Origin of the sequence: Cupriavidus sp. HMR-1, assembly GCF_000319775.1 — a bacterium.
Lineage (GTDB): Bacteria > Pseudomonadota > Gammaproteobacteria > Burkholderiales > Burkholderiaceae > Cupriavidus > Cupriavidus metallidurans.
In genome coordinates, this window is sequence record NZ_ANKP01000021.1 from 100288 (window position 1) to 119017 (window position 18730).

Genomic DNA, 18730 nt, shown 5'->3' on the forward strand with positions numbered 1-18730 from the left:
CCGGCCGCTGATTGAATGTGAACGGGCCGCAGTTCAACTGCGGCCCGTTCCTCGTGCGGCGACATCGGGCTGAGGCACCTAGCTGTTGACGACTTCAAAGTCCGGCAGCTTGAAGGTCTTCTTGTTCAGGGCCTCCGTCGCACCATAGAAGCGCATCGTGGGCATGGGCCGTTTGCCCTCGGTCGGTATCCAGTTCGATTCCAGTCCTGCCGGCGGCTTCGGTCCCACGTAGAGGGTCACGCCGCCATCGGAGTTTCGCTTCATCTTGTCGAGATCGTACGAAGACAGCGTTGTACGATTGGTGTCGCTGTAGATGAACGAGAAAGTGGCGCGATCGTAGACGGTCAGCGCCCAGAACTGCTTGACGGGCATGTCTGGCGGGACGTTCAGCTTGTAGAGCTTGCCCGCTTCGAGCATCTTGCCGTCCTTGTCCGAGAGCGCAATCAGATACTGCGTCGCCGGTGCATCGGTGAGCACCTTTGGCATATAGGTGCACCAGAAGTACTCGGCGGCGCGTTCGATCAGGTCGATGCGGTCATCATAGGTGAAGGTGAACTTTCGGTTGGCATCGCTCTGTAGCAAAGAAACATAGTGACGGTCTGGCCAGTAGACACGCTTTACCATCTCGGTGTCGAACCAATGCTGCAGGAAGAACCAGGCGTCGATAGCGGCCTGGCGCATCGCTCGCTTGGCAGTAGCGTCTGGCGTGAAGGGCTTGCCTTTCTCAATGCCCAGGGACGTCAGCATGCCCATCATCACCTTGTCCTGCTCCTTCACCGGCTCCACGCTCATAATTTCGTGCATGTCCTCGAAATGCCGCTCATCGTAGAAAGGGAGCGTGGCATAGCGCTGGTCAGCAGGATCGACGAAGCGCTGCCGAGGAGGGTTCGCGGCCTCGGAGTAGTAGTACAAGCGCAGCTTCTGCGCGTAGTGATAGGCATCTTCGACTGACTTCCCGGGAGCGCGTACGGACCGGAAGGCCAGGGCAATTCGGTAGTTGGGTGAGGCAACGTGGATGTAGCCCTTCGGGATGGCACCCTTGTAGCCGGGTGGTGTGAAGAGATACTTGCCGCCCTTGCCCTTGTCGAGCCCGGACGGTCCGACATCCGCAATCGTGAATTGCCACGCGTCGACGACCTGGCCGTACAGGCTGCCATCTGCACTGGCCTCTGGCACTTCCAGTACAGCGGGCCCCTTGCGCAGGTCCGTATAGGCGGCGATGTAGGGTGTCGAGCTGTTGGCGGTCAATGCCTCCAGCTTCGGCGTTGCCGCCGCTGAGTAAGCAATGATGTCATTGTCTTTGAGGCCGAGATCCGTGAATGCCGCCCGACGGAACGAATAGATTGCGATCGCGGGCATGTTCCAAAGCACAGCCTCAAAAGCGCGGTGGTATTTGATCTGGTAGTCGAAGTCCTTGACAGAGGGGGTCGCCCCCTGAGGTGGCTGACCGCCCAGCGGCTCCCGCGCGCCACGTGCATGGGATGGGGCTGCAGGCTGCGCTTCGGCCGCTGTGGCAGCGGTGGCTGACAGGGCTCCGGCTGCCGAGGAGATGAGAAATTCGCGTCGATCCATGGTTGGCTCTTTCCGTGCGGGGAACTGAAAGTCGTGGGCGACGCGCATTTGGTAACGGGACCGTCGACGCCACGGGATGCCTTATGGTGCAACGCCATACGCGGCCCGCGAATTCAATCTTTTTACACGCGATCTGAAAGATTACTTGTCGCAGGATTTCGTGTGGGGGCTGGCGCAAGGGAGATCCTCCTGCGCCCCCGGTAATCCATTTCTCTCGCGAGCCGTCCCGGCACAACCGGGTTTTCCCGGTTGACACCACGTGGCGGAGCGCATACATTCGCGTGGCAGATTCAGATAAGAGACCATCTGTAAGATGGTCTCTTAGCGCGTGCAGTTTGCTGCGGCCTCTTACAGAACAACGACAAGGAGACCGCCGTGCAAACCTCTGCCATCAAGATACGTGGCATCGATGATGTCATCGCCTTCATAGATTCCTGTCCAGGCATTCGCGGCCGCGCCGGCATCATCTGGTGGCTGGCACTGGGCGGACTGTTCCTCGACGCATTCTCCAATTCCGCACTGAGCGCGGGCCTTGGGCCCATGACGCGCGACCTGAAGCTGGAACCAGCGCAGGTGGCATTGCTGACGTCGTTCGCCTCGTGGGTGGCCATTGCGTTCAATCCGTTGGGTGGCTGGATGGCCGACCGCTGGGGCCGCGTCAAACCGCTGATCCTGGCCAAGGTCTTTGCCGTCGCGGGTGCCTTGCTGGTGGTATTCGCGCCCGATTTCAACGCGATTCTCGTGGGACGTTTCTTCGTCGGCGCCGCGTACGGTATCGACTTCGCCATTGCCATGGCGGTATTGGCGGAGTTCACGCCCGTGAAGCTCAAGAGCCGTCTCAATACCTGGCAGGGCATGTGGTACACCGCTGTCTGCCTGAACCTGCTGCTCGCGTTGTTGTTCTACTCGTGGCAAGTTGGTGACGCGATCTGGCGTTACTCGGTGGCGGCCACGGCCGTGTTTGGCGTCGGCATCCTGATCCTGCAAGTACTGTTCCTGGTGGAAAGCCCGACGTGGCTTGCGCGCAAAGAGCGCCTCGAAGCCGCCGCGCAGGCCATGACACGCATCTACGGTCGTCCGTTCGAAGCTGCGCCACTGGCCGAACGCGTACCGGTGACCAACATGGCACGCCGCGGTCTTGCCAACGTGCTGCTGATCTTCCGTGGCATCTATCTGCCCCGCACGATCCTGGCGGCCACCGTGCAGATCGGCCAGTCGATCCAGTACTTCGGCATTGGCTGGTATCTGCCGCTGATCAGCGCGGCGCTGTTCGGCAAGGACTTTGTCTATGCCACGATCGGCGCGCTGGTGTTCAATGTGTGTGGCATCTTCGGTGGCTTCCTGTCACCGGTGATCGGCCGCAAGCTCGGCCTGCGCCGTGCTTCCGCGTACGGCTTCGCGGCGGTGTTCGTGATGCTGCTGATTCTTGGCCTGTTCAACGGAAAGATGCCGACATGGGTGGCCGTGATCGTGCCGTCGCTGTTCATTCTGTTCCACTCGGGCGGCCCTGGCGCCAATGGCAAGAGCCTGTCGTCGCTGTCGTTCCGCAGCGAACTGCGCGCGGGCGCCAACGGCGTTATCGGCGCGCTGGGTGCCATCGGCGCCGCGCTGGGCCTGCTGGTATTCCCGCTGTTTCGCGCGCGCTATGGGCTCGAAACCACTTTCCTGATTCTCTCCGTCGTACCGCTGGTGGCCAGCATCATCTGCTTCCTCATTCGCTGGGACCCCACGCGCACGGCCATTCATCCCGATAACGAAGCCGATGCGCCGCAGTTCCGCAGCGATGCGCGTGACGGCGCCGGCTTCATGCATCCCGCTACAGAGAAGTAACACCATGAAAAACAGGAACGTCATCCTGGCGATCGACGAGGGCACGTCTGGTACGCGTGCCGCGGTGGTTGCCAGCGACGGCCACGTCTCGTGTCAGCAGTACACCACGCTGGAGGTGGATTCACCGCGTCCGGGCGTGGTGGAGCAGGACGCCAACGTGCTGTTGGAAAAGACACTGGAAGTCTGCCGCGCCACGCTGGCCGAAGCCGAGCGCAACGACCTGTGCGTCGTCGCGCTGGCTATCGCCACGCAGCGCTCCACCGGCGTGCTGTGGGACACCGTAACGGGGCGTGCGCTGGTGCCCGCAATGGTCTGGCAGGACACGCGGTACGCGGCGGACCTCGACCAGATGGCATCCACGTGGGACCCGCGCTTGCGCACCACCGTGGGTCGTCCGGCCGGCGTGCGCTCGGCGTACCTGTGGGCCGCGCGCCATCTGCGGGAGACACGTGCCGTCGCCGATGCGTGGCGCGATCGCCGGCTTGCGTTCGGCACCGTTGATAGCTGGCTGCTGTGGCACCTGTCCACCGAGCGGGCATGTGTGACAACGCCGACGAATGCCACATCGTGCAGCGCCTATGTTCTGGGTGAACACCGCTACCTGACGGAGTGGATCGAGGCGCTCGGGTTCCCGCAGGAGTTGCTGCCAGAGTTGCGCCAGGATGCTGACGACTTCGGTCGCACGCGCCGCGACCTACTTGGCATCGACGTGCCGATCCTCGCCTGCGCCGGAGATCAACTGGCAGGCGCTGTCGGCCTCGGTTGTCTCGACGCCGGCCAGTCGATGTGTCTGCACGGCACCGGCAGCTTCGTTGATCTGGTCATCGGCCCCGACCTGCCAGCGCGCAGCGGGCAGTCGGACAGCACGCTGACGATGACAGCACGTCGTTTCGAGGGGGTTTCGCACTTTTCGGTGGAAACGTTCGTGGCCACCACTGGCTCGGCGCTGAACTGGGTCTGCGAGAAGTTGCACTGGTTTGAAAGCGCGAAGCAGATCAGCGCATTGGCTGCCTCGGTGCCGTCATCGCGCGGCGTGACGTTCATTCCCGCGCTGACGGGCTTGCGTGTACCGCAGATGCGGCCCGAGGCGCGCGCTGCGTTGAACGGGGTGTCGATGGCCACCACGCAGGCGGAGATCGCCTACGCAATCCTGGAAGGCATCGCGCATTCCGTGGCGTCCTGCATCGATGCCAACCGCGATATTGCCGGCGTGCCCGTGCGTGATCTCGTCGTCGGCGGGGGATTGTCAGGCAGCGATGCGTTGCTGCAGATGCAGGCTGACCTTACGGGCCTGCCGATTCATCGGATGCAGGAGACCGACCGGGCCAGCCTGCGTGGCATCGCGTACTTGGCTGGCGCATCGGGGCTGATGTGGGATTCGCTGCAGCAAGCCCGCACCACCACCTTGCCGGATGCGGTGTTCATGCCGCGCATCGGCGACGACGAACGGGAGGAACGGCGTGCGCTCTGGCACGCGCGCGTCGCTTCCGAGCTTTCCCACGTGCAGGCATTTGCCGCGCACTGACCGATCAGGAGAAGCAAGCAACATGATGGGTTTTCCATCCCGCAGCGCAAACCGCGAGCGCGCCGCCATGACCCGCGTCGAGCCGCTTCGGCTGGTGCGCAGTGAACAGCTCGACCGGCTGGAATCGGAAGCGTTCGATATCCTCATCGTCGGTGGCGGCGTCACCGGCGCTTACGCGGCGCTGGACGCCAGCCTGCGTGGGTATCGCGTGGCCCTGGTCGAAAAGAGCGACTTCGCATCGGGTACGTCCTCCAAATCATCGAAGATGGTGCACGGTGGCCTGCGCTATATCGAGCAAGGCAACCTCGGTCTTGTCCGCCATTCGCTGCTCGAGCGTCAGCGGTTGCGCCGCAATGCACGGCATCTGGTGCAGCGCCTGCCGTTCCTGTTTCCGGTGATGGAACGTGACGGTGTGTTCGACAAGCGCCTGGCCAAGGCCTTCGAAGGTCTGCTGTGGACCTACGATCTGGCCGGCGGCTGGCGCGAAGGCATCCTGCACCAGAAGCTGACGAAGGCGGAAGTGCTGTCGCATTGCCCGACGTTCAACGATGAACATCTGAAAGGCGGCTTCCTGTACTTCGATGCGCGCGTCGATGATGCGCGGCTGACGCTGAATATCGCGCGCACCGCCGCGTTTCACGGTGCGGTGGTGACCAACCACGCATTGGTCACGGAAATCACGCGTCATGCCAGCGGCAAGGTGGACGGCGCGATCATTCAAGCCGATGGCCGCGAGATCCGCGTGCGTGCCGGCGTGGTCATCATGGCCACCGGCGTGTGGCTGCGCGACTGGACCGGCGGCAGAAAGGGCGAACAGAAGACCCTGAATATCCGGCCCGCCAAGGGTGTTCACGTCGCCATTCCGTGGCTCAAGATCCGCAATGACTGCACGGTGACGATCCCCGTGCCGGGCCGCAGTCGTCGCGCCACGATCACGCGCTGGGGCAACGTCTCGTACCTGGGCACCACGGACGAAGACTACGAAGGCGATCTCGACAATGTCATGTGCACGCGGCAGGAGCTTGATTTCCTGCTGGAGGGCGCGCGTTCGGCGTTGAAGACCGATATCGCGCCAGAAGACGTGGTCGGCAGCATCGCCGGCTGTCGTCCACTGGTGGCGCCACCCGGCGGCAAGACGCTGGAAGTCCGACGCGACCATCACATCCATGTTGCTGGCGACGGGCTGGTGACGATCGTCGGCGGCAAGCTCACCACTTCGCGCCATATGGCGGAGCAGACCGTCGACGCGGCGCAGAAGGTTCTTGGCAAGCGTGCGAAATGCCGCACGAAGTCGGCCTTTCTGCTTGGCGCTGCCGGATACGATCCGCAAGCCATCGTTGCGTCGGGTGGCATGTCCGCGCACTTGGGCGAGCGCTATGGCACCGAGGCGCGCTTCGTCAGTGACATCCTCCAGGCCGACCCGTCGCTCGCGCGGCCCATTGTCGAAGGGTTACCGCATTCCGAAGCCGAAATCGTCTATGCCGTGCGTCACGAACTGGCCGGCACCGTTGACGACGTGCTGTCGCGCCGCATTCGCGCGCGGCTGATGGCCCGTGACGCATCGGCGCAGGCCGCGCCACGCGTGGCCCAGATCCTCCAGGCCGAGCTCGGACTCTCCGGGCAGGCCGTCGCGCAGCAGGTCAGTGACTACCTGGCCGCTGTCGCCCTCGAAAAATCCGTCCTAATGGGAGAAGCAACATGATCAGCAAGGAAGCCATCAAGCGCGGCTACAACCGTGGCAACTACGTCGTCGGCAAGCACACGCCACCTCACTTTGCCGGGAGCATCACGGCGACGCCGGACGCGCCGGGCCTGCAGCGGGATGCCGTCGCGGTCGACAACGACGCGCTCGACGCGTTGCGCAAGGCCGCCGATCACGTTCTGACCGCCACCAGTGACGTGGTTGAGTGGACGCGCGACTGGTGGGCTGGCTCGATGATGACCGAGACGGGCGGCAAGCCTGCCACACCGCGTGGCGTGATCGTGCGTGTCTCCACGATCGAACAGATTCAGGCGGTGATGCGCATTGCGCACGCCAAAGCCATTCCCGTGACCGTATCGGCTGGCCGCAGCAACGTGACTGGCGCGGCGCTGCCCGTGCGCGGCGGCATCGTGCTTGATGTGTGTGATGTGAACAGGCTGCTGGGCTTCGACCGCGAGAGCCAGATCGTCGAAGTGGAGTCAGGCATGTTCGGCGATATCTTCGAGCAGACGATTCAGCAGGAGTACGGCATGACGATGGGCCACTGGCCGTCGTCGTATGCGATCAGCACGGTCGGCGGCTGGGTGGCATGCCGCGGCGCAGGCCAGCTTTCCACGCGCTACGGCAAGATCGAGGACATGGTGGTCGGCATGGACGTGGTGCTGGCCGACGGCAGCCTGGTGACCGTGGGAGGCTATCCCCGCGCTGCGCTGGGCCCGGACCTGATGCAGATGTTCATTGGATCGGAAGGCACGCTCGGGGTCATCGTGCGCGTGCGCCTGAAGCTGCATCGTCTGCCCGACTATGGCCGCGCCATTGCCTACGGCTTCAAGACCTTCGCGATCGGCCTCGATGCGTGCCGCGAGATCATGCAACGTGGCGCGAATCCCGCCGCGCTGCGTCTCTACGACGAACTCGAAAGCGGCGTGCAGTTCGGCCTGCCCGACACCAACGTGCTGCTGGTGGCCGATGAAGGCGCAAAGGAAATGGTCGACGCCGTGATGGCAATCAGCGAGCGTGTCTGCGCCGAACTTGGTGACAGGCTCGATGGTGACGCGATCTTCGAGCGCTGGCTCGACACGCGTTACCTGACTGGCAAGAGTGCCGAAGGCTTCAAGCGCAGCCCCGGCTTCGTGGCCGACACGCTAGAGATGGCTGGCCCTTGGAGCGATCTGGCCGCGATCTACACCGACGTGGTGGCGGCGATCAACGCGGTGCCCGGCACGCTGGCGGGTTCCGCGCACCAGTCGCATGCCTATGTGGATGGTGCGTGCCTGTATTTTTCGTTGCGCGGTGACGTGGCCGTGGAGGATCGCCAGAAGTGGTATCGCGCGGCATGGGATGCGGCGAACGCGGTGCTCATCCAATACAATGCCGCGCTGAGCCACCATCACGGCATCGGTCTGCTGCGCGCGCCCTACATGGCGCCGTCGCTCGACACGGCGTTCCCGGTGCTGGTGGCAGTGAAGCGGGCACTTGATCCGCAAAATATCCTCAATCCGGGCAAGCTCGGCCTTTCGGACGTGCTGACCCACGAAGTGAAGAAGTAAGCCATGGACAGGTCTCTCGGCGCCCGCCTGACACGACACCCTGTAATCGCCACGCTATACGGCGCGGACCAGATCGATGCCTTTATCGACAGCGAGGCGGAAGTCTCGATTGTCGCCAACGTGGAACTGCGGCGGCTGCAACCCGTGATTGCCACGCTGACGAAGGCCGGCAAGTACGTGATCGTCAATATTGATAGTTGCGAAGGGTTGTCGCAGGACAAGGGCGGCGTCGAGTACCTGGCCGACATCGGCGTCACCAGTCTCGTGTCGACGCGCGTGGCTACCATCCAGCGTGCCAATCGCGCCGGGATGATGACCATGCAGAAGGTCTTCGTGACCGACCGGTCCACGTGGCCACGCAGCGTCAAGGCGCTGGAACAGAGCGATGCGAACCTGGTTCAGTTGATGCCGGCGCCAATGCTGCAGCACCTGTCCGGGTCCGTTCGAAAAGGGCTGCCGCCCATTGTGGCGTCCGGCTTTGTCAGCACCCAGGACGATATCCGCAGTGCCATCGCCCATGATGCGCTTGCGGTATCGACCAGCGACCAGCGCTTGTGGGCCTTTGATCCGCAAGCCAAGACAATCAGGAAATAACCCCTTGTCCACCTCCTATCTGCAGGTCATCGCGCACTACCACGCGAAGCCGGGCAACGGCGATCAGGTGTCGCGGCTGCTGGCCGAGCTGGCCGAGGCCACGCGCACCGAGTCCGCGAATCTCTACTACGAGTACTTCCGCTCGCCAGCCGATCCCAACCACTTCGTGATCCTGGAGAAGTATCGCGATGCCGACGGACTGACAGCTCATCGCGAGTCGGCGCACTTTCAGCACCTGGGCTTTGGGACCATCATCCCCCTGCTGGATCGGCGTATGGTGGAAAGCCACTGGGTGGAGGCACAGGCGGCGTAGTTGCGAGCCATGCAATGCGACCTCCATTGCGCCCCTTTGCTGCACTGCAAACTTGCGTTCCGCCGGTAAGGGCGGACTCCCTATTGCGCGGGCGTCAACAAGAGAAATTTCAAATGAGTCCGCGATATGCGGAAATGTTGGGGTATACGCGGGGGATCTGCGGGGCAGCCGAATACTAAGGCATTGGCGTACCATTTGCGGACAACAACATCGGCAGCCGATGTGTAAGGCTGCGCAGATCAGGAGACAGCATGTCCGCATGGTCCGAAAGCTCTGAAAGCTCTGAACTTCCCAGTTCGACATTCGAAGTGGAAAAAGGCTGGATCGACGAGTACGGTCATATGAACGCTGCCCGGTATGTGGAGGTGTTCGACCGCGAGGGCTTCAAGCTGCTTGAGCAACTCGGCGTGGGGCTCGGCTACACCGAGGCCACCCGCTGCGGGATCTACACCGTCGACATCCATGTGGCCTACTACCGCGAACTGCTGGTCGGATCTCCGGTTGTGCTGCGCGTGCGCGCATTGCAGTCCGACGACAAGCGTCTGCTTTGCCTGATGGAACTCTCCCATGCCACCGAGGGATACGTGGCGGCCACCATGGAACAGCTCTCGGTACACGTGAACCTGGAAACGCGCCGGGCGGCGCCGTTCCCCGGGGCGCTTGCCGAGCAGCTGGCGCTCGCCGTCAAGGCCCACGCCGCGCATCCGCTGCCGGCCGGCTGCCGCACCCTGCTGTCCCTGAAGCGCTGAGCGCGAACACCTTCCAGCGCCGAAATTCGTCGCTTTCGACGATTACTCGCCAGGCCAGCGCGACCGACACTGCTGGCGGGCAGGCCAACCACGAAAAGCCAGGCCCGGGCCCCACCGCATCCTGGCAGCACACCGACAAGCACACCGACAAGCACACCGACAAGCACACCGACAAGCACACCGATACATAGAGTGGAGGAGACACGATGCTGGGACTGATGCAGGACCGACCGCTGTTGATTTCATCGCTGATCGAGCACGCGGCCACGTACCATCCAACGCGGGAGATCGTCGCGAGAACGGTAGAGGGCCCGATCCACCGTACCAACTATGCCGAGATCCATCGGCGTGCCAAGCGCGTTGCCAACGCACTGGCGAGTCTCGGTGTCGGGGTGGCGGATCGCGTCGGCACGCTTGCCTGGAACACGCATCGACATTTCGAACTGTATTTCGGAGTATCCGGTTCGGGGGCGATCCTGCACACGGTCAATCCACGTCTGTTCCCCGAGCAGATCGAGTACATCGTCAACCACGCGGAGGACAAGGTCCTGTTCTTCGATATTGGCTTCGCGCCGCTGGTCGAGAAGCTGGCGCCGGCTTTGAAATCCGTCCAGCACTACGTCGCCATGACGGATCGGGCGAACATGCCCGCGATTGACGTGCCCAACCTGCTTTGCTACGAGGACCTGCTCGCGGAGCATAGCGATACGTATGACTGGCCGGAACTGGACGAGCGCGCGGCGTCGTCGCTGTGCTACACGTCGGGCACCACCGGAAATCCGAAGGGCGTGCTGTACTCGCATCGGTCTACCGTGCTGCATTCGCTCGTGGCGTGCGCGGCGGATGCGTTTGCCGTGGGCGCGTCAACGTCTGTGCTGCTGGCGGTCCCGATGTTCCATGCCAACGCCTGGGGAATGCCGTATGCGGCGGCCATGGTCGGGGCCAAGATGGTGATGCCGGGGCCGCACCTCAATGGGCAATCGCTCTATGAACTGATGCGCGACGAAGGCGTGACTGTCTCCCAGGCGGTGCCGACCATCTGGCTCATGCTCTTCCAGTTCCTGGACGAGCACCCAGAGATCGACATGAAGGCGCTTGGCCTGAAGATCATCGGCTCGGGCGGCGCCGCATCGCCGCGCAGCATGATCGAGCGCTGCGAGCGCGATTTCGGCGTCGAGTACCTGCAGGCATGGGGCATGACGGAAACCAGCCCGATCGGTACCACCGGCCGCCTGCTGCCAAAGCATGCCGCCCTGCCCAAGGACGAGCAGACCACGATCAAGATGAAGGCCGGACGCGCGGTATGGGGCGTGGGCCTGAAGATCATCGGCGACGACGGTCAGGAATTGCCGCACGACGGACGCGCCTTCGGCCACCTGCATGTGCGTGGACCGTGGATTGCAAGCGGTTACTTCAAGCACACGGGTGGCGAGGTGCTGGACAAGGACGGCTGGTTTCCCACCGGCGATATCGGCACCATCGACCCGGACGGGTACGTGCAACTGGTGGACCGTGCCAAGGATGTCATCAAGTCGGGTGGGGAATGGATTTCCTCGATCGACCTGGAAAACACGGCGATCGGTCACCCTGCCGTGCACGAGGCGGCGATCATCGCCGTCGCGCATCCGAAGTGGCAGGAGCGCCCACTGCTGCTGGCGGTGAAGCGTCCCGGCAAGGATGTCACGCGCGAAGAGTTGCTGCAGTATCTGAGCGAGCGCGTCGTGAAATGGTGGGTGCCGGACGATGTTGTGTTCGTCGATCAGCTGCCGCATACCGCGACTGGCAAGCTGCTCAAGACGAAGTTGCGTGAGGACTACCGCAACTATCGATTGCCGACGGCATGAATCGGGCAGGCGCGGGCATCGCCCGCGCCTCGTCTGCCTTGCTACCGCTCAGATTCGCCGGTCGTGCGACTGCCAGTAGACTTCCCGCAGCTTGTACTTGAGGAGCTTGCCTGCCGCCGAGAGCGGCATGTCGGCGCGAAACTCGACACTGCGGGGGCATTTATAGCTGGCGATCCGCTCGCGGCAATGCGCGTGCACCGCATCGACAGACAGTTCGTGGCCGGGTCGGACCACGATGACCGCATGCACGGCTTCCCCCCATTTCTCGTCAGGGATGCCGATCACCGCGCACAGCTGCACCGCGGGGTGCGTGAGGATCGCATTCTCGACTTCGGTCGAATAGACGTTCTCGCCGCCGCTGATGATCATGTCCTTGATGCGATCGGTGACGTATAGAAAGCCGTCCGCATCCAGGTATCCGGCATCGCCGGTGTGCATCCAGCCATTGCGCAACGCGCGGGCGGTTTCTTCCGGCTTGTTCCAGTAGCCCAGCATCACGCCCGGGCCGCGCACCGCGACCTCGCCCACCGTGCCCGTCGGGCAGTCTTCGTCCGTTGCCGGATCGACGATGCGCACTTCGCACGCGGGCGCCGGGCGGCCGGCCGCCTTCAGCCTCGGACTGGCGACGACGTGACAATCGGCCGCCAGGATCGCCGAGACAGGCGAGGTCTCCGTCATCCCATAGGCCTGCAGGAACTGGCTGGACGGAATCTGCGCCATGGCGCGCTGCAGCAGTGCGCCGTCAATCGGGGCAGCGCCGTAGATGATGTTCCTGAGACTGCTCAGGTCATGGTCGGCGAACGTGGGATCGTCGAGCATCATCTTCAGCATCGTCGGGACGGTGAAAACCTCGTTGATGCGGTAGCGGCTGAGGTCGCGAATCGCGGCCTTGGGGTCGAACCCGGGCAGGATCACCTGCGTGGCGAGGCGCGTCACGGCCTGAAAGACGAAGCTGAGCGCCGCGATATGGAACATCGGCGCCATCTGCAGGATCGATGTCACAGGCGGGCGCGATGCGGCTGCCAGTGACGACAGCACGTTGCTGGCGATATTGGCGTGCGACAGCATGACGCCCTTGGGCGCGCCGGTGGTGCCGCCCGTGTAGAGCACTGCGGCAAGATCGTGGCCACTGCGCAGGCTGTCGTCAATCGGCGCGCTGGACCGCACCAGTTGCTCGTAGTCGACCATGCCTGCGGGGGTCTCGGCATCGCCGCAATAGATGACGGTCTGGATGCAGGGGCAACGCTCGCGTAGTGGCCCGATCAGTTCCAGGAAGTTGTCGTCCACGAGCAGCACGCCGGTGCCGCAATCCTCCATCGAGTAGGCGATTTCCGCGACGCTCCACCTGGTGTTGACGGGGTTCAGCGCCGCGCCGGCCCAGAGCGTGCCGAAGATGTACTCGACGTAGCGGTCGGAGTTGAGCGCCAGCATGGCAACCCGGTCGCCCGCAGCAACGCCCTGGCCACGCAAGGCGCCGGCCAGTCTTGCAACCCGGTCGATGAGCTGGGAGAACGTCGTGCTGCGTTGCGCAAAAATCGTCGCGACGCCAGACGGGTTTTCGCGGAATGCCTTGTGCAGAGCCTGTGTCAGATACACGAACTGTCTCCCGTTATCGGTTGTCGGAGCACTGCCTGCGGAGCATTGTCAGGCGGCGATACGGCTGGCGCGTCGTCGGAATGGATGATCTTGCGGCTCCGGATTTTCCCTAGGGGAGATTCGTCGGATTCGACGAGGCACGGCAGTGGCACCGGTCCTAAGATCGGCCATCGGTCGCATCCCTTCCTTCCATCGCCATGTCCCAGACCCGCCGCCTGATCTTCGATGCCGATCACGAGCAGTTCCGTGCTTCGGTCGCGCGATTCGTGCAGAACGAAATCACCCCGTATGTCGACCAGTGGCGCGAGCAGGGCTGCTGCGACCGTGCCATCTTCGAGAAAGCCGGCGAGCAGGGCTTGTTGCTGATGTGGGCTGATGAAGCCTATGGCGGCGCGGGCGTGACCGATTTCCGCTACGAACAGATCCTCTTCGAAGAGCTGATTCGCCACGGCGATGTCGGTGTGTATCTGACGCTCCATTCGCGGCTGGTCGCGCCATATATTGGCCGGCTGGGCACGGAGGCACAGAAGCGCCGGTGGCTGACCGGCGCGGCGAGCGGCAAGACGATCCTGGCGATTGCCATGACGGAGCCGGGCGCGGGCTCCGATCTGGCCGGGATCGGCGCACGTGCCGAGCGGCGTGACGGCGGCTGGGTCATCAATGGCGCCAAGACGTTCATCTCGAACGGGCTCAACGCGGATGCCGTCATCGTGGTCGCGCGTACCAACCCCGACGAGCGTCGCGCCTTCGGCCTGTTCGTCGTCGAGCGCGGCATGGCGGGATTCGAGCGGGGCCGTCGACTGAAAAAGCTTGGACTGGATGCGCAAGACACGGCGGAACTGTTCTTCAACGATGTCTTCGTCCCGGACGAGAACGTGCTGGGCAATCCGGCGCGCGGTTTTGCCTATCTGGCGGAAGGCCTTGAAGAGGAGCGTCTGTTGTGCGCGTGCCAGTCGATCGCGCACGCGCAATCCGCGTTCGATCTGACGCTGCCCTACGTTAAGGAGCGCCGCGCATTCGGTCGCCCGATCGGTGCCCTGCAAAACACACGCTTCGTGCTGGCCCGCCGCCGCGCCGAGCTCGACGCCATGCAGATCTGGCTCGATGCGCTTGTCATGGAGCACAACGCGGGCCGGCTGGATGCCGTCACGGCGGCGTCTGCCAAGCTGCTGAGCACGGAGCTGGAGAACCGCGTGATCGACGACTGCCTGCAACTGCACGGCGGCTCGGGCTATATGGACGAATACCGGATCAGCCGCATGTATCGCGACGCACGCGTATCGCGGATCTTTGCCGGCGCGTCCGAGATCATGCTCGAGATCATCAGCCGCTCGCTGGGTCTGACGGAGAAGATGGACTAAAGCCCGCGGATGGGCCAGAGATGGATCAGGCGGCGACATAGGGGGGACGCTTTGCTAAACTGCCCAGTTCGCGTCCAGCCCACTCTTCCAGCAGATGACTTCGCCGCCGAGCATGACACGGCATGTGCCGAGCATGAAGCTCAGGCCGCCAGTTGCCCCCGCATCCCAGGTGATCCGGCAAGGCGTTGGCGACATGCTGCGCGCCGCGTCGTCGGCCAGGCTCGTGATCGTCCGGGCGCCTGCGGGGTTCGGCAAGACGACCGCCATGCTGCAGTACCGCGCGCGCCTGGAGGCGGCCTCGGTGGCAACCGCATGGCTCACGCTCGATAACGCCGACAACGACCCCGTACGCTTTCTGTCCGGCTTCGAGGCGGCTCTGGCGGCCATCGTCGGGGACGACGCCATCGCGGATATCGGCCGACCCGCGCCACGCACCACCGGCGAAGCCGCGCTGCAGAGCATGGACTGCCTGGCGGGCTATCCGGAGCCGTTCGCATTCTTCCTCGACGATTTCGAAGTGCTTCAAGAGCCCGGGGTGATCGCTTGGGTGCGCGAGATCATCGACCATCTGCCGCACAACGGGCAGCTCATCATCGGCTCGCGCAGCACGCCCGATGTGAGGCTGGGCCGCCTGCGCGCCCGAGGCCAGTTGCTGGAGATCGACGCCACGGCGCTGCGTTTCTCGATCGAGGAAACCGAGCAGTTCTTCCGCACCGTGCGGCCGATGCCGCTTGCGGCAGATGATCTGCAGCGCCTGTATCGCAAGACGGAGGGCTGGGCGGCCGCGTTGTCGCTCGCATCGGCTTCTCTGGAACGCAGTGAAGCGCATACCGAGTTCATCGACCGTTTCTCGGGCACCAGCCGCTCGGTGGCCGATTATCTGGCCGAAGACGTGGTCGCCCGGCAGCCCGAGCCGGTGCGCCAGTTTCTGCTGCGGACCAGCATCCTGCGCTATCTGAACCCGCAACTGTGTCACGTGTTGCTGCCCGATGTGGATTGCGAGGCGATCCTGCGGCAACTCGAGGCTTCCAGTTTGATCGCGCCGATCGAGAGTGAAGACCGGGCGTGGCGCTACCACAGCCTGATCGCCGAATTTCTGAAGGCGCAATTGCAACGCGAAACGCCTGCCGAGGTGCCGAGCCTGCACCATGCCGCCGCCGGATGGTTCCAGTCACAGGATCGTCCCGTGCCCGCCATCGACCATGCGATCGAAGGCGGCGATTACGCGTATGCCGTGACGCTGCTGATCGCGCACGCGCCGGCGCTGCTCGGGCAGGGGCGTATGCGGCTGCTCACACGCTGGTTCGACGCGCTGCCCGAGGACGTCCTGCGCGATCACCTGCCGTTGCAGGCCATCCGGATCTGGGCGCTGACCTTCACGCGCGGCCCCCTGGAGGCGATGGACCTGCTGGAACGCAGCGGGTTGCGGCACTCCGCCGATCCGGCGGTGCGTCCGCATGTTCTCGCGCTGCGCCCGACGCTGCTGTCGATGATGGACCAGCTCGAACGCGCGCTGGAAGTCGGGCGCGAATGCCTGACGCACTGGCCTACCGGCGTGGCCTTCGCGGACATGGTGCTTGCCAATGCGATGGCGAACGTGTTCGCCGTGTCGGGGCAGCATGCCGAATCGCGCCGTCTGCTGGAAACCGCGCGCCGCACGCAGGGCGCCGACAGCAGCGCCTTCAACCTGATGTATTCCGAAACCGTCGAGGCCATCTTCGACCTGCAGGGCGGGCGCCTGCGCGAGGCCACGGCGCGTCTGCGGATCGCTGTTGGCAGCGGTAGCACCCAACACTACGGTTACACGGGCGGTAATGCCTGGGCCGGCGTGATGTATGCGGCCACGGTCTATGAAGCGAACGATCTGGCCCAGGCCGCGCACCTGCTGCGGGTCTATGTGCCGCTCGCGCGCGATGTGCTGCTGGGTGATCACGTCACGCTCGGGCACGTCATGCTGTCGCGCATCGCATTTGCCAGAGGCGATGTGGACGAGGCGTTCGAGACGCTGACGCAGCTCGAGTATCTGGGCCACGTCAGACGCCAGGCGCGCGTGGCGGCTGGCGCCAAGCTCGAACGTGCCCGCATCCTGCTGATGCAGGGGCATACCCGGGCCGCGAAGGACGAACTGGCGCGTGCCGACGACCCGGCCCTGTGGGAACGTGTGAGCCGTCTGCACCTGATCGCCAATGACCTGGATTACCTCGAACTCGCGCAGCTGCGCTGGGAGGCGCTGGCCGGCGACGCGCAGGCCGCGGTGGCCCGCCTGCGGGCAGCCGCCGAGTTTGCCGACCACGATGGGCGTCATCGACGGGCCATGAAGCTCCGGTTGCTGTGCGCGCTGGCGTATCAGCGCGCCGGCGAACCTGCGGCGGCGCAGGCGATATTGGCACCGATGCTGAAGGCCGCCTGCGCGGAAGGCTTCGCGCGATTGCTGCTCGACGAAGGCGGCAATCGCGTCGGGCCGCTGCTGGCGCAGTTCTCTCGGACTCTGGAGTCGAGCGGCGGCGCCCAGCGCGATCCCGTTCTGGCCGAATTCGTGCTGCGGCTGGTGCAGGCATGTGGGCCGATCGAGGAGTCTCCGGAGCCAATCGCGGGAGACCGGCCGCAACTGCTGGATCCGCTGACGCCGAAGGAAATCCGCGTGCTACAGCTGCTTGCCGAGGGCTATTCCAACAGCGCCATCGCGGAGAAACTGTTCGTCTCCGACAGCACCGTGCGCACGCATCTGCGCAACATCAACAACAAGATCTGCGCCCACAGCCGCACGCAGGCCGTTGCTATCGCGCGCCGACTCGGTGTGATTGCCTGAATCCGCGGCGGGACGCTCCGGAGCGTTCCGCCAGGCAACGCTCGCGCATGGATTTCGTCGCTTCCGACGATTCGTTGCCCCCCCTGTTTGACGCACCATAGCGGCGTTGACCGTGATGTGAGCGCCACTGGCGCGATAGGGGCAGGTATGGCAGGTTCGCTGGAAGGTTTGAAGGTTGTCGAGTTCGCCGGGCTGGGGCCCGCGCCGTTCTGCTGCATGTTGCTGGCGGATCACGGTGCCGATGTGCTCCGGATCACGCGCCCCACGGCGCCGGGCGTCGAGGCAAAGGTGAATCCTGCGGATGTGCTGGCACGGGGCCGGCGCACGATACCGCTGGACCTGCGTGAGGCTTCTGGAAGAGATGCCGCGCTGGAACTGATCGCCCGCGCGGATGTTGTGGTGGAAGGCTTCCGGCCTGGCGTCATGGAACGGCTCGGACTGGGGCCGGATGTCTGCCTCGCGCGCAATCCCCGGGTTGTCTACGGCCGCATGACCGGCTGGGGCCAGTACGGTCCCCTGGCGCAGGCCGCCGGCCACGATATCAACTACATCGCCATCAGCGGCGCGCTGCACGCGATTGGCCGGGCCGGCGAAGCGCCGGTGCCGCCATTGAACCTGGTTGGCGATTTCGGCGGTGGCGGCATGATGCTCGCGTTCGGCCTGATGGCTGCGCTGTACGAGGCGCGCCAGTCCGGACATGGCCAGGTGATCGATGCCGCGATGACGGATGGATCGGCGCTGCTTTCCGCCATGCAGTACGGCATGAAGGCCGGCGGCCGCTGGAACAATCAACGCGGCGAGAATCTGCTCGATGGCGGCGCGCCGTTCTACGACACGTATGCCTGCGCCGATGGCAAGTATGTTGCGGTCGGTGCGATCGAGCCGCAGTTCTACGCCGCGCTGCGCGAGCGTTGCGGCATTGAGGACCCGCTGTTCGACGGCCAGATGGAAACCGCGCGCTGGCCGCTGCTCAAGCTGCGGCTGGCGGACATCTTCCGTACCCGGACGCGCGCAGAGTGGTGCGCGGTCCTGGAGGGTTCCGATGCGTGCTTCGCACCGGTGCTGGATTGGGACGAGGCACCCGAGCACCCGCACAACCGCGAACGCGAGGCCTTCGTCACGCTGCAGGGTGTGGTTCAGCCTGCTGCGGCGCCGCGTTTCTCGCGCACCCCTGCGGCCGCGCCGCAATCCGAACGAAGGGTTGCCCTCGATGCCGCGCTAGCGCATTGGGGCGCGCTGCAGCGGGCAAGCGCAGGCTGAGCAATACGCTTTTGCAGACTGGTGG

The 18730-nt window shown here is 64.3% G+C and carries 13 protein-coding genes; 11 read left to right on the plus strand and 2 right to left on the minus strand.

The annotated features are described in order from the left end of the window. Positions 1-78: 78 nt before the first annotated feature. A complete protein-coding gene (locus D769_RS01185) occupies positions 79-1572 on the minus strand; it encodes a DUF1214 domain-containing protein (protein ID WP_008641246.1) in 1494 nt (497 codons plus the stop codon). Between the two features lie 375 nt (positions 1573-1947). Here D769_RS01185 and D769_RS01190 point away from each other — a divergent pair, with 375 nt between their 5' ends. From D769_RS01190 to D769_RS01225, 8 genes are all read left to right on the plus strand, one after another. Then, complete coding sequence (locus D769_RS01190; protein WP_008641247.1) at positions 1948-3402, plus strand: MFS transporter; 1455 nt, start codon at positions 1948-1950, stop codon at positions 3400-3402. A gap of 4 nt (positions 3403-3406) precedes the next feature. Further along, the gene (locus tag D769_RS01195; protein WP_008641249.1) at positions 3407-4927 is read left to right on the plus strand and encodes an FGGY family carbohydrate kinase; all 1521 of its coding nucleotides are present in this window, start codon (positions 3407-3409) and stop codon (positions 4925-4927) included. 22 nt (positions 4928-4949) lie between these two features. Continuing rightward, positions 4950-6629 carry a glycerol-3-phosphate dehydrogenase/oxidase gene (locus tag D769_RS01200; protein WP_008641256.1) on the plus strand — a complete coding sequence of 560 codons (1680 nt, stop codon included), beginning with the start codon at positions 4950-4952 and terminating at the stop codon, positions 6627-6629. Then, on the plus strand, positions 6626-8179 hold the full coding sequence (locus D769_RS01205; protein WP_008641257.1) for an FAD-binding oxidoreductase: 1554 nt from the start codon (positions 6626-6628) through the stop codon (positions 8177-8179). The genes D769_RS01200 and D769_RS01205 overlap by 4 nt, the downstream gene beginning before the upstream one ends. A gap of 3 nt (positions 8180-8182) precedes the next feature. Then, a complete protein-coding gene (locus D769_RS01210) occupies positions 8183-8773 on the plus strand; it encodes a glycerol-3-phosphate responsive antiterminator (protein WP_008641260.1) in 591 nt (196 codons plus the stop codon). A 4-nt stretch (positions 8774-8777) separates the two neighbouring features. Further along, complete coding sequence (locus D769_RS01215) at positions 8778-9086, plus strand: putative quinol monooxygenase (protein WP_008641285.1); 309 nt, start codon at positions 8778-8780, stop codon at positions 9084-9086. Between the two features lie 251 nt (positions 9087-9337). Next, complete coding sequence (locus D769_RS01220; RefSeq protein WP_008641286.1) at positions 9338-9835, plus strand: thioesterase family protein; 498 nt, start codon at positions 9338-9340, stop codon at positions 9833-9835. Positions 9836-10041: 206 nt separating this feature from the next. Next, on the plus strand, positions 10042-11679 hold the full coding sequence (locus tag D769_RS01225; protein ID WP_008641287.1) for a 3-(methylthio)propionyl-CoA ligase: 1638 nt from the start codon (positions 10042-10044) through the stop codon (positions 11677-11679). Positions 11680-11727: 48 nt separating this feature from the next. Here the strand turns inward: D769_RS01225 and D769_RS01230 are convergent, their stop codons facing one another. Further along, a complete protein-coding gene (locus tag D769_RS01230; protein WP_008641288.1) occupies positions 11728-13275 on the minus strand; it encodes a long-chain-fatty-acid--CoA ligase in 1548 nt (515 codons plus the stop codon). 197 nt (positions 13276-13472) lie between these two features. Here D769_RS01230 and D769_RS01235 point away from each other — a divergent pair, with 197 nt between their 5' ends. From D769_RS01235 to D769_RS01245, 3 genes are all read left to right on the plus strand, one after another. Then, on the plus strand, positions 13473-14636 hold the full coding sequence (locus D769_RS01235; RefSeq protein ID WP_008641289.1) for an acyl-CoA dehydrogenase family protein: 1164 nt from the start codon (positions 13473-13475) through the stop codon (positions 14634-14636). Between the two features lie 133 nt (positions 14637-14769). Next, positions 14770-17445: a LuxR C-terminal-related transcriptional regulator gene (locus tag D769_RS01240; protein ID WP_241227828.1), complete on the plus strand. Its 2676-nt coding sequence runs from the start codon at positions 14770-14772 to the stop codon at positions 17443-17445. A 147-nt stretch (positions 17446-17592) separates the two neighbouring features. Continuing rightward, positions 17593-18705 carry a CaiB/BaiF CoA-transferase family protein gene (locus D769_RS01245; protein ID WP_008641292.1) on the plus strand — a complete coding sequence of 371 codons (1113 nt, stop codon included), beginning with the start codon at positions 17593-17595 and terminating at the stop codon, positions 18703-18705. The last annotated feature ends 25 nt before the right edge of the window (positions 18706-18730 follow it).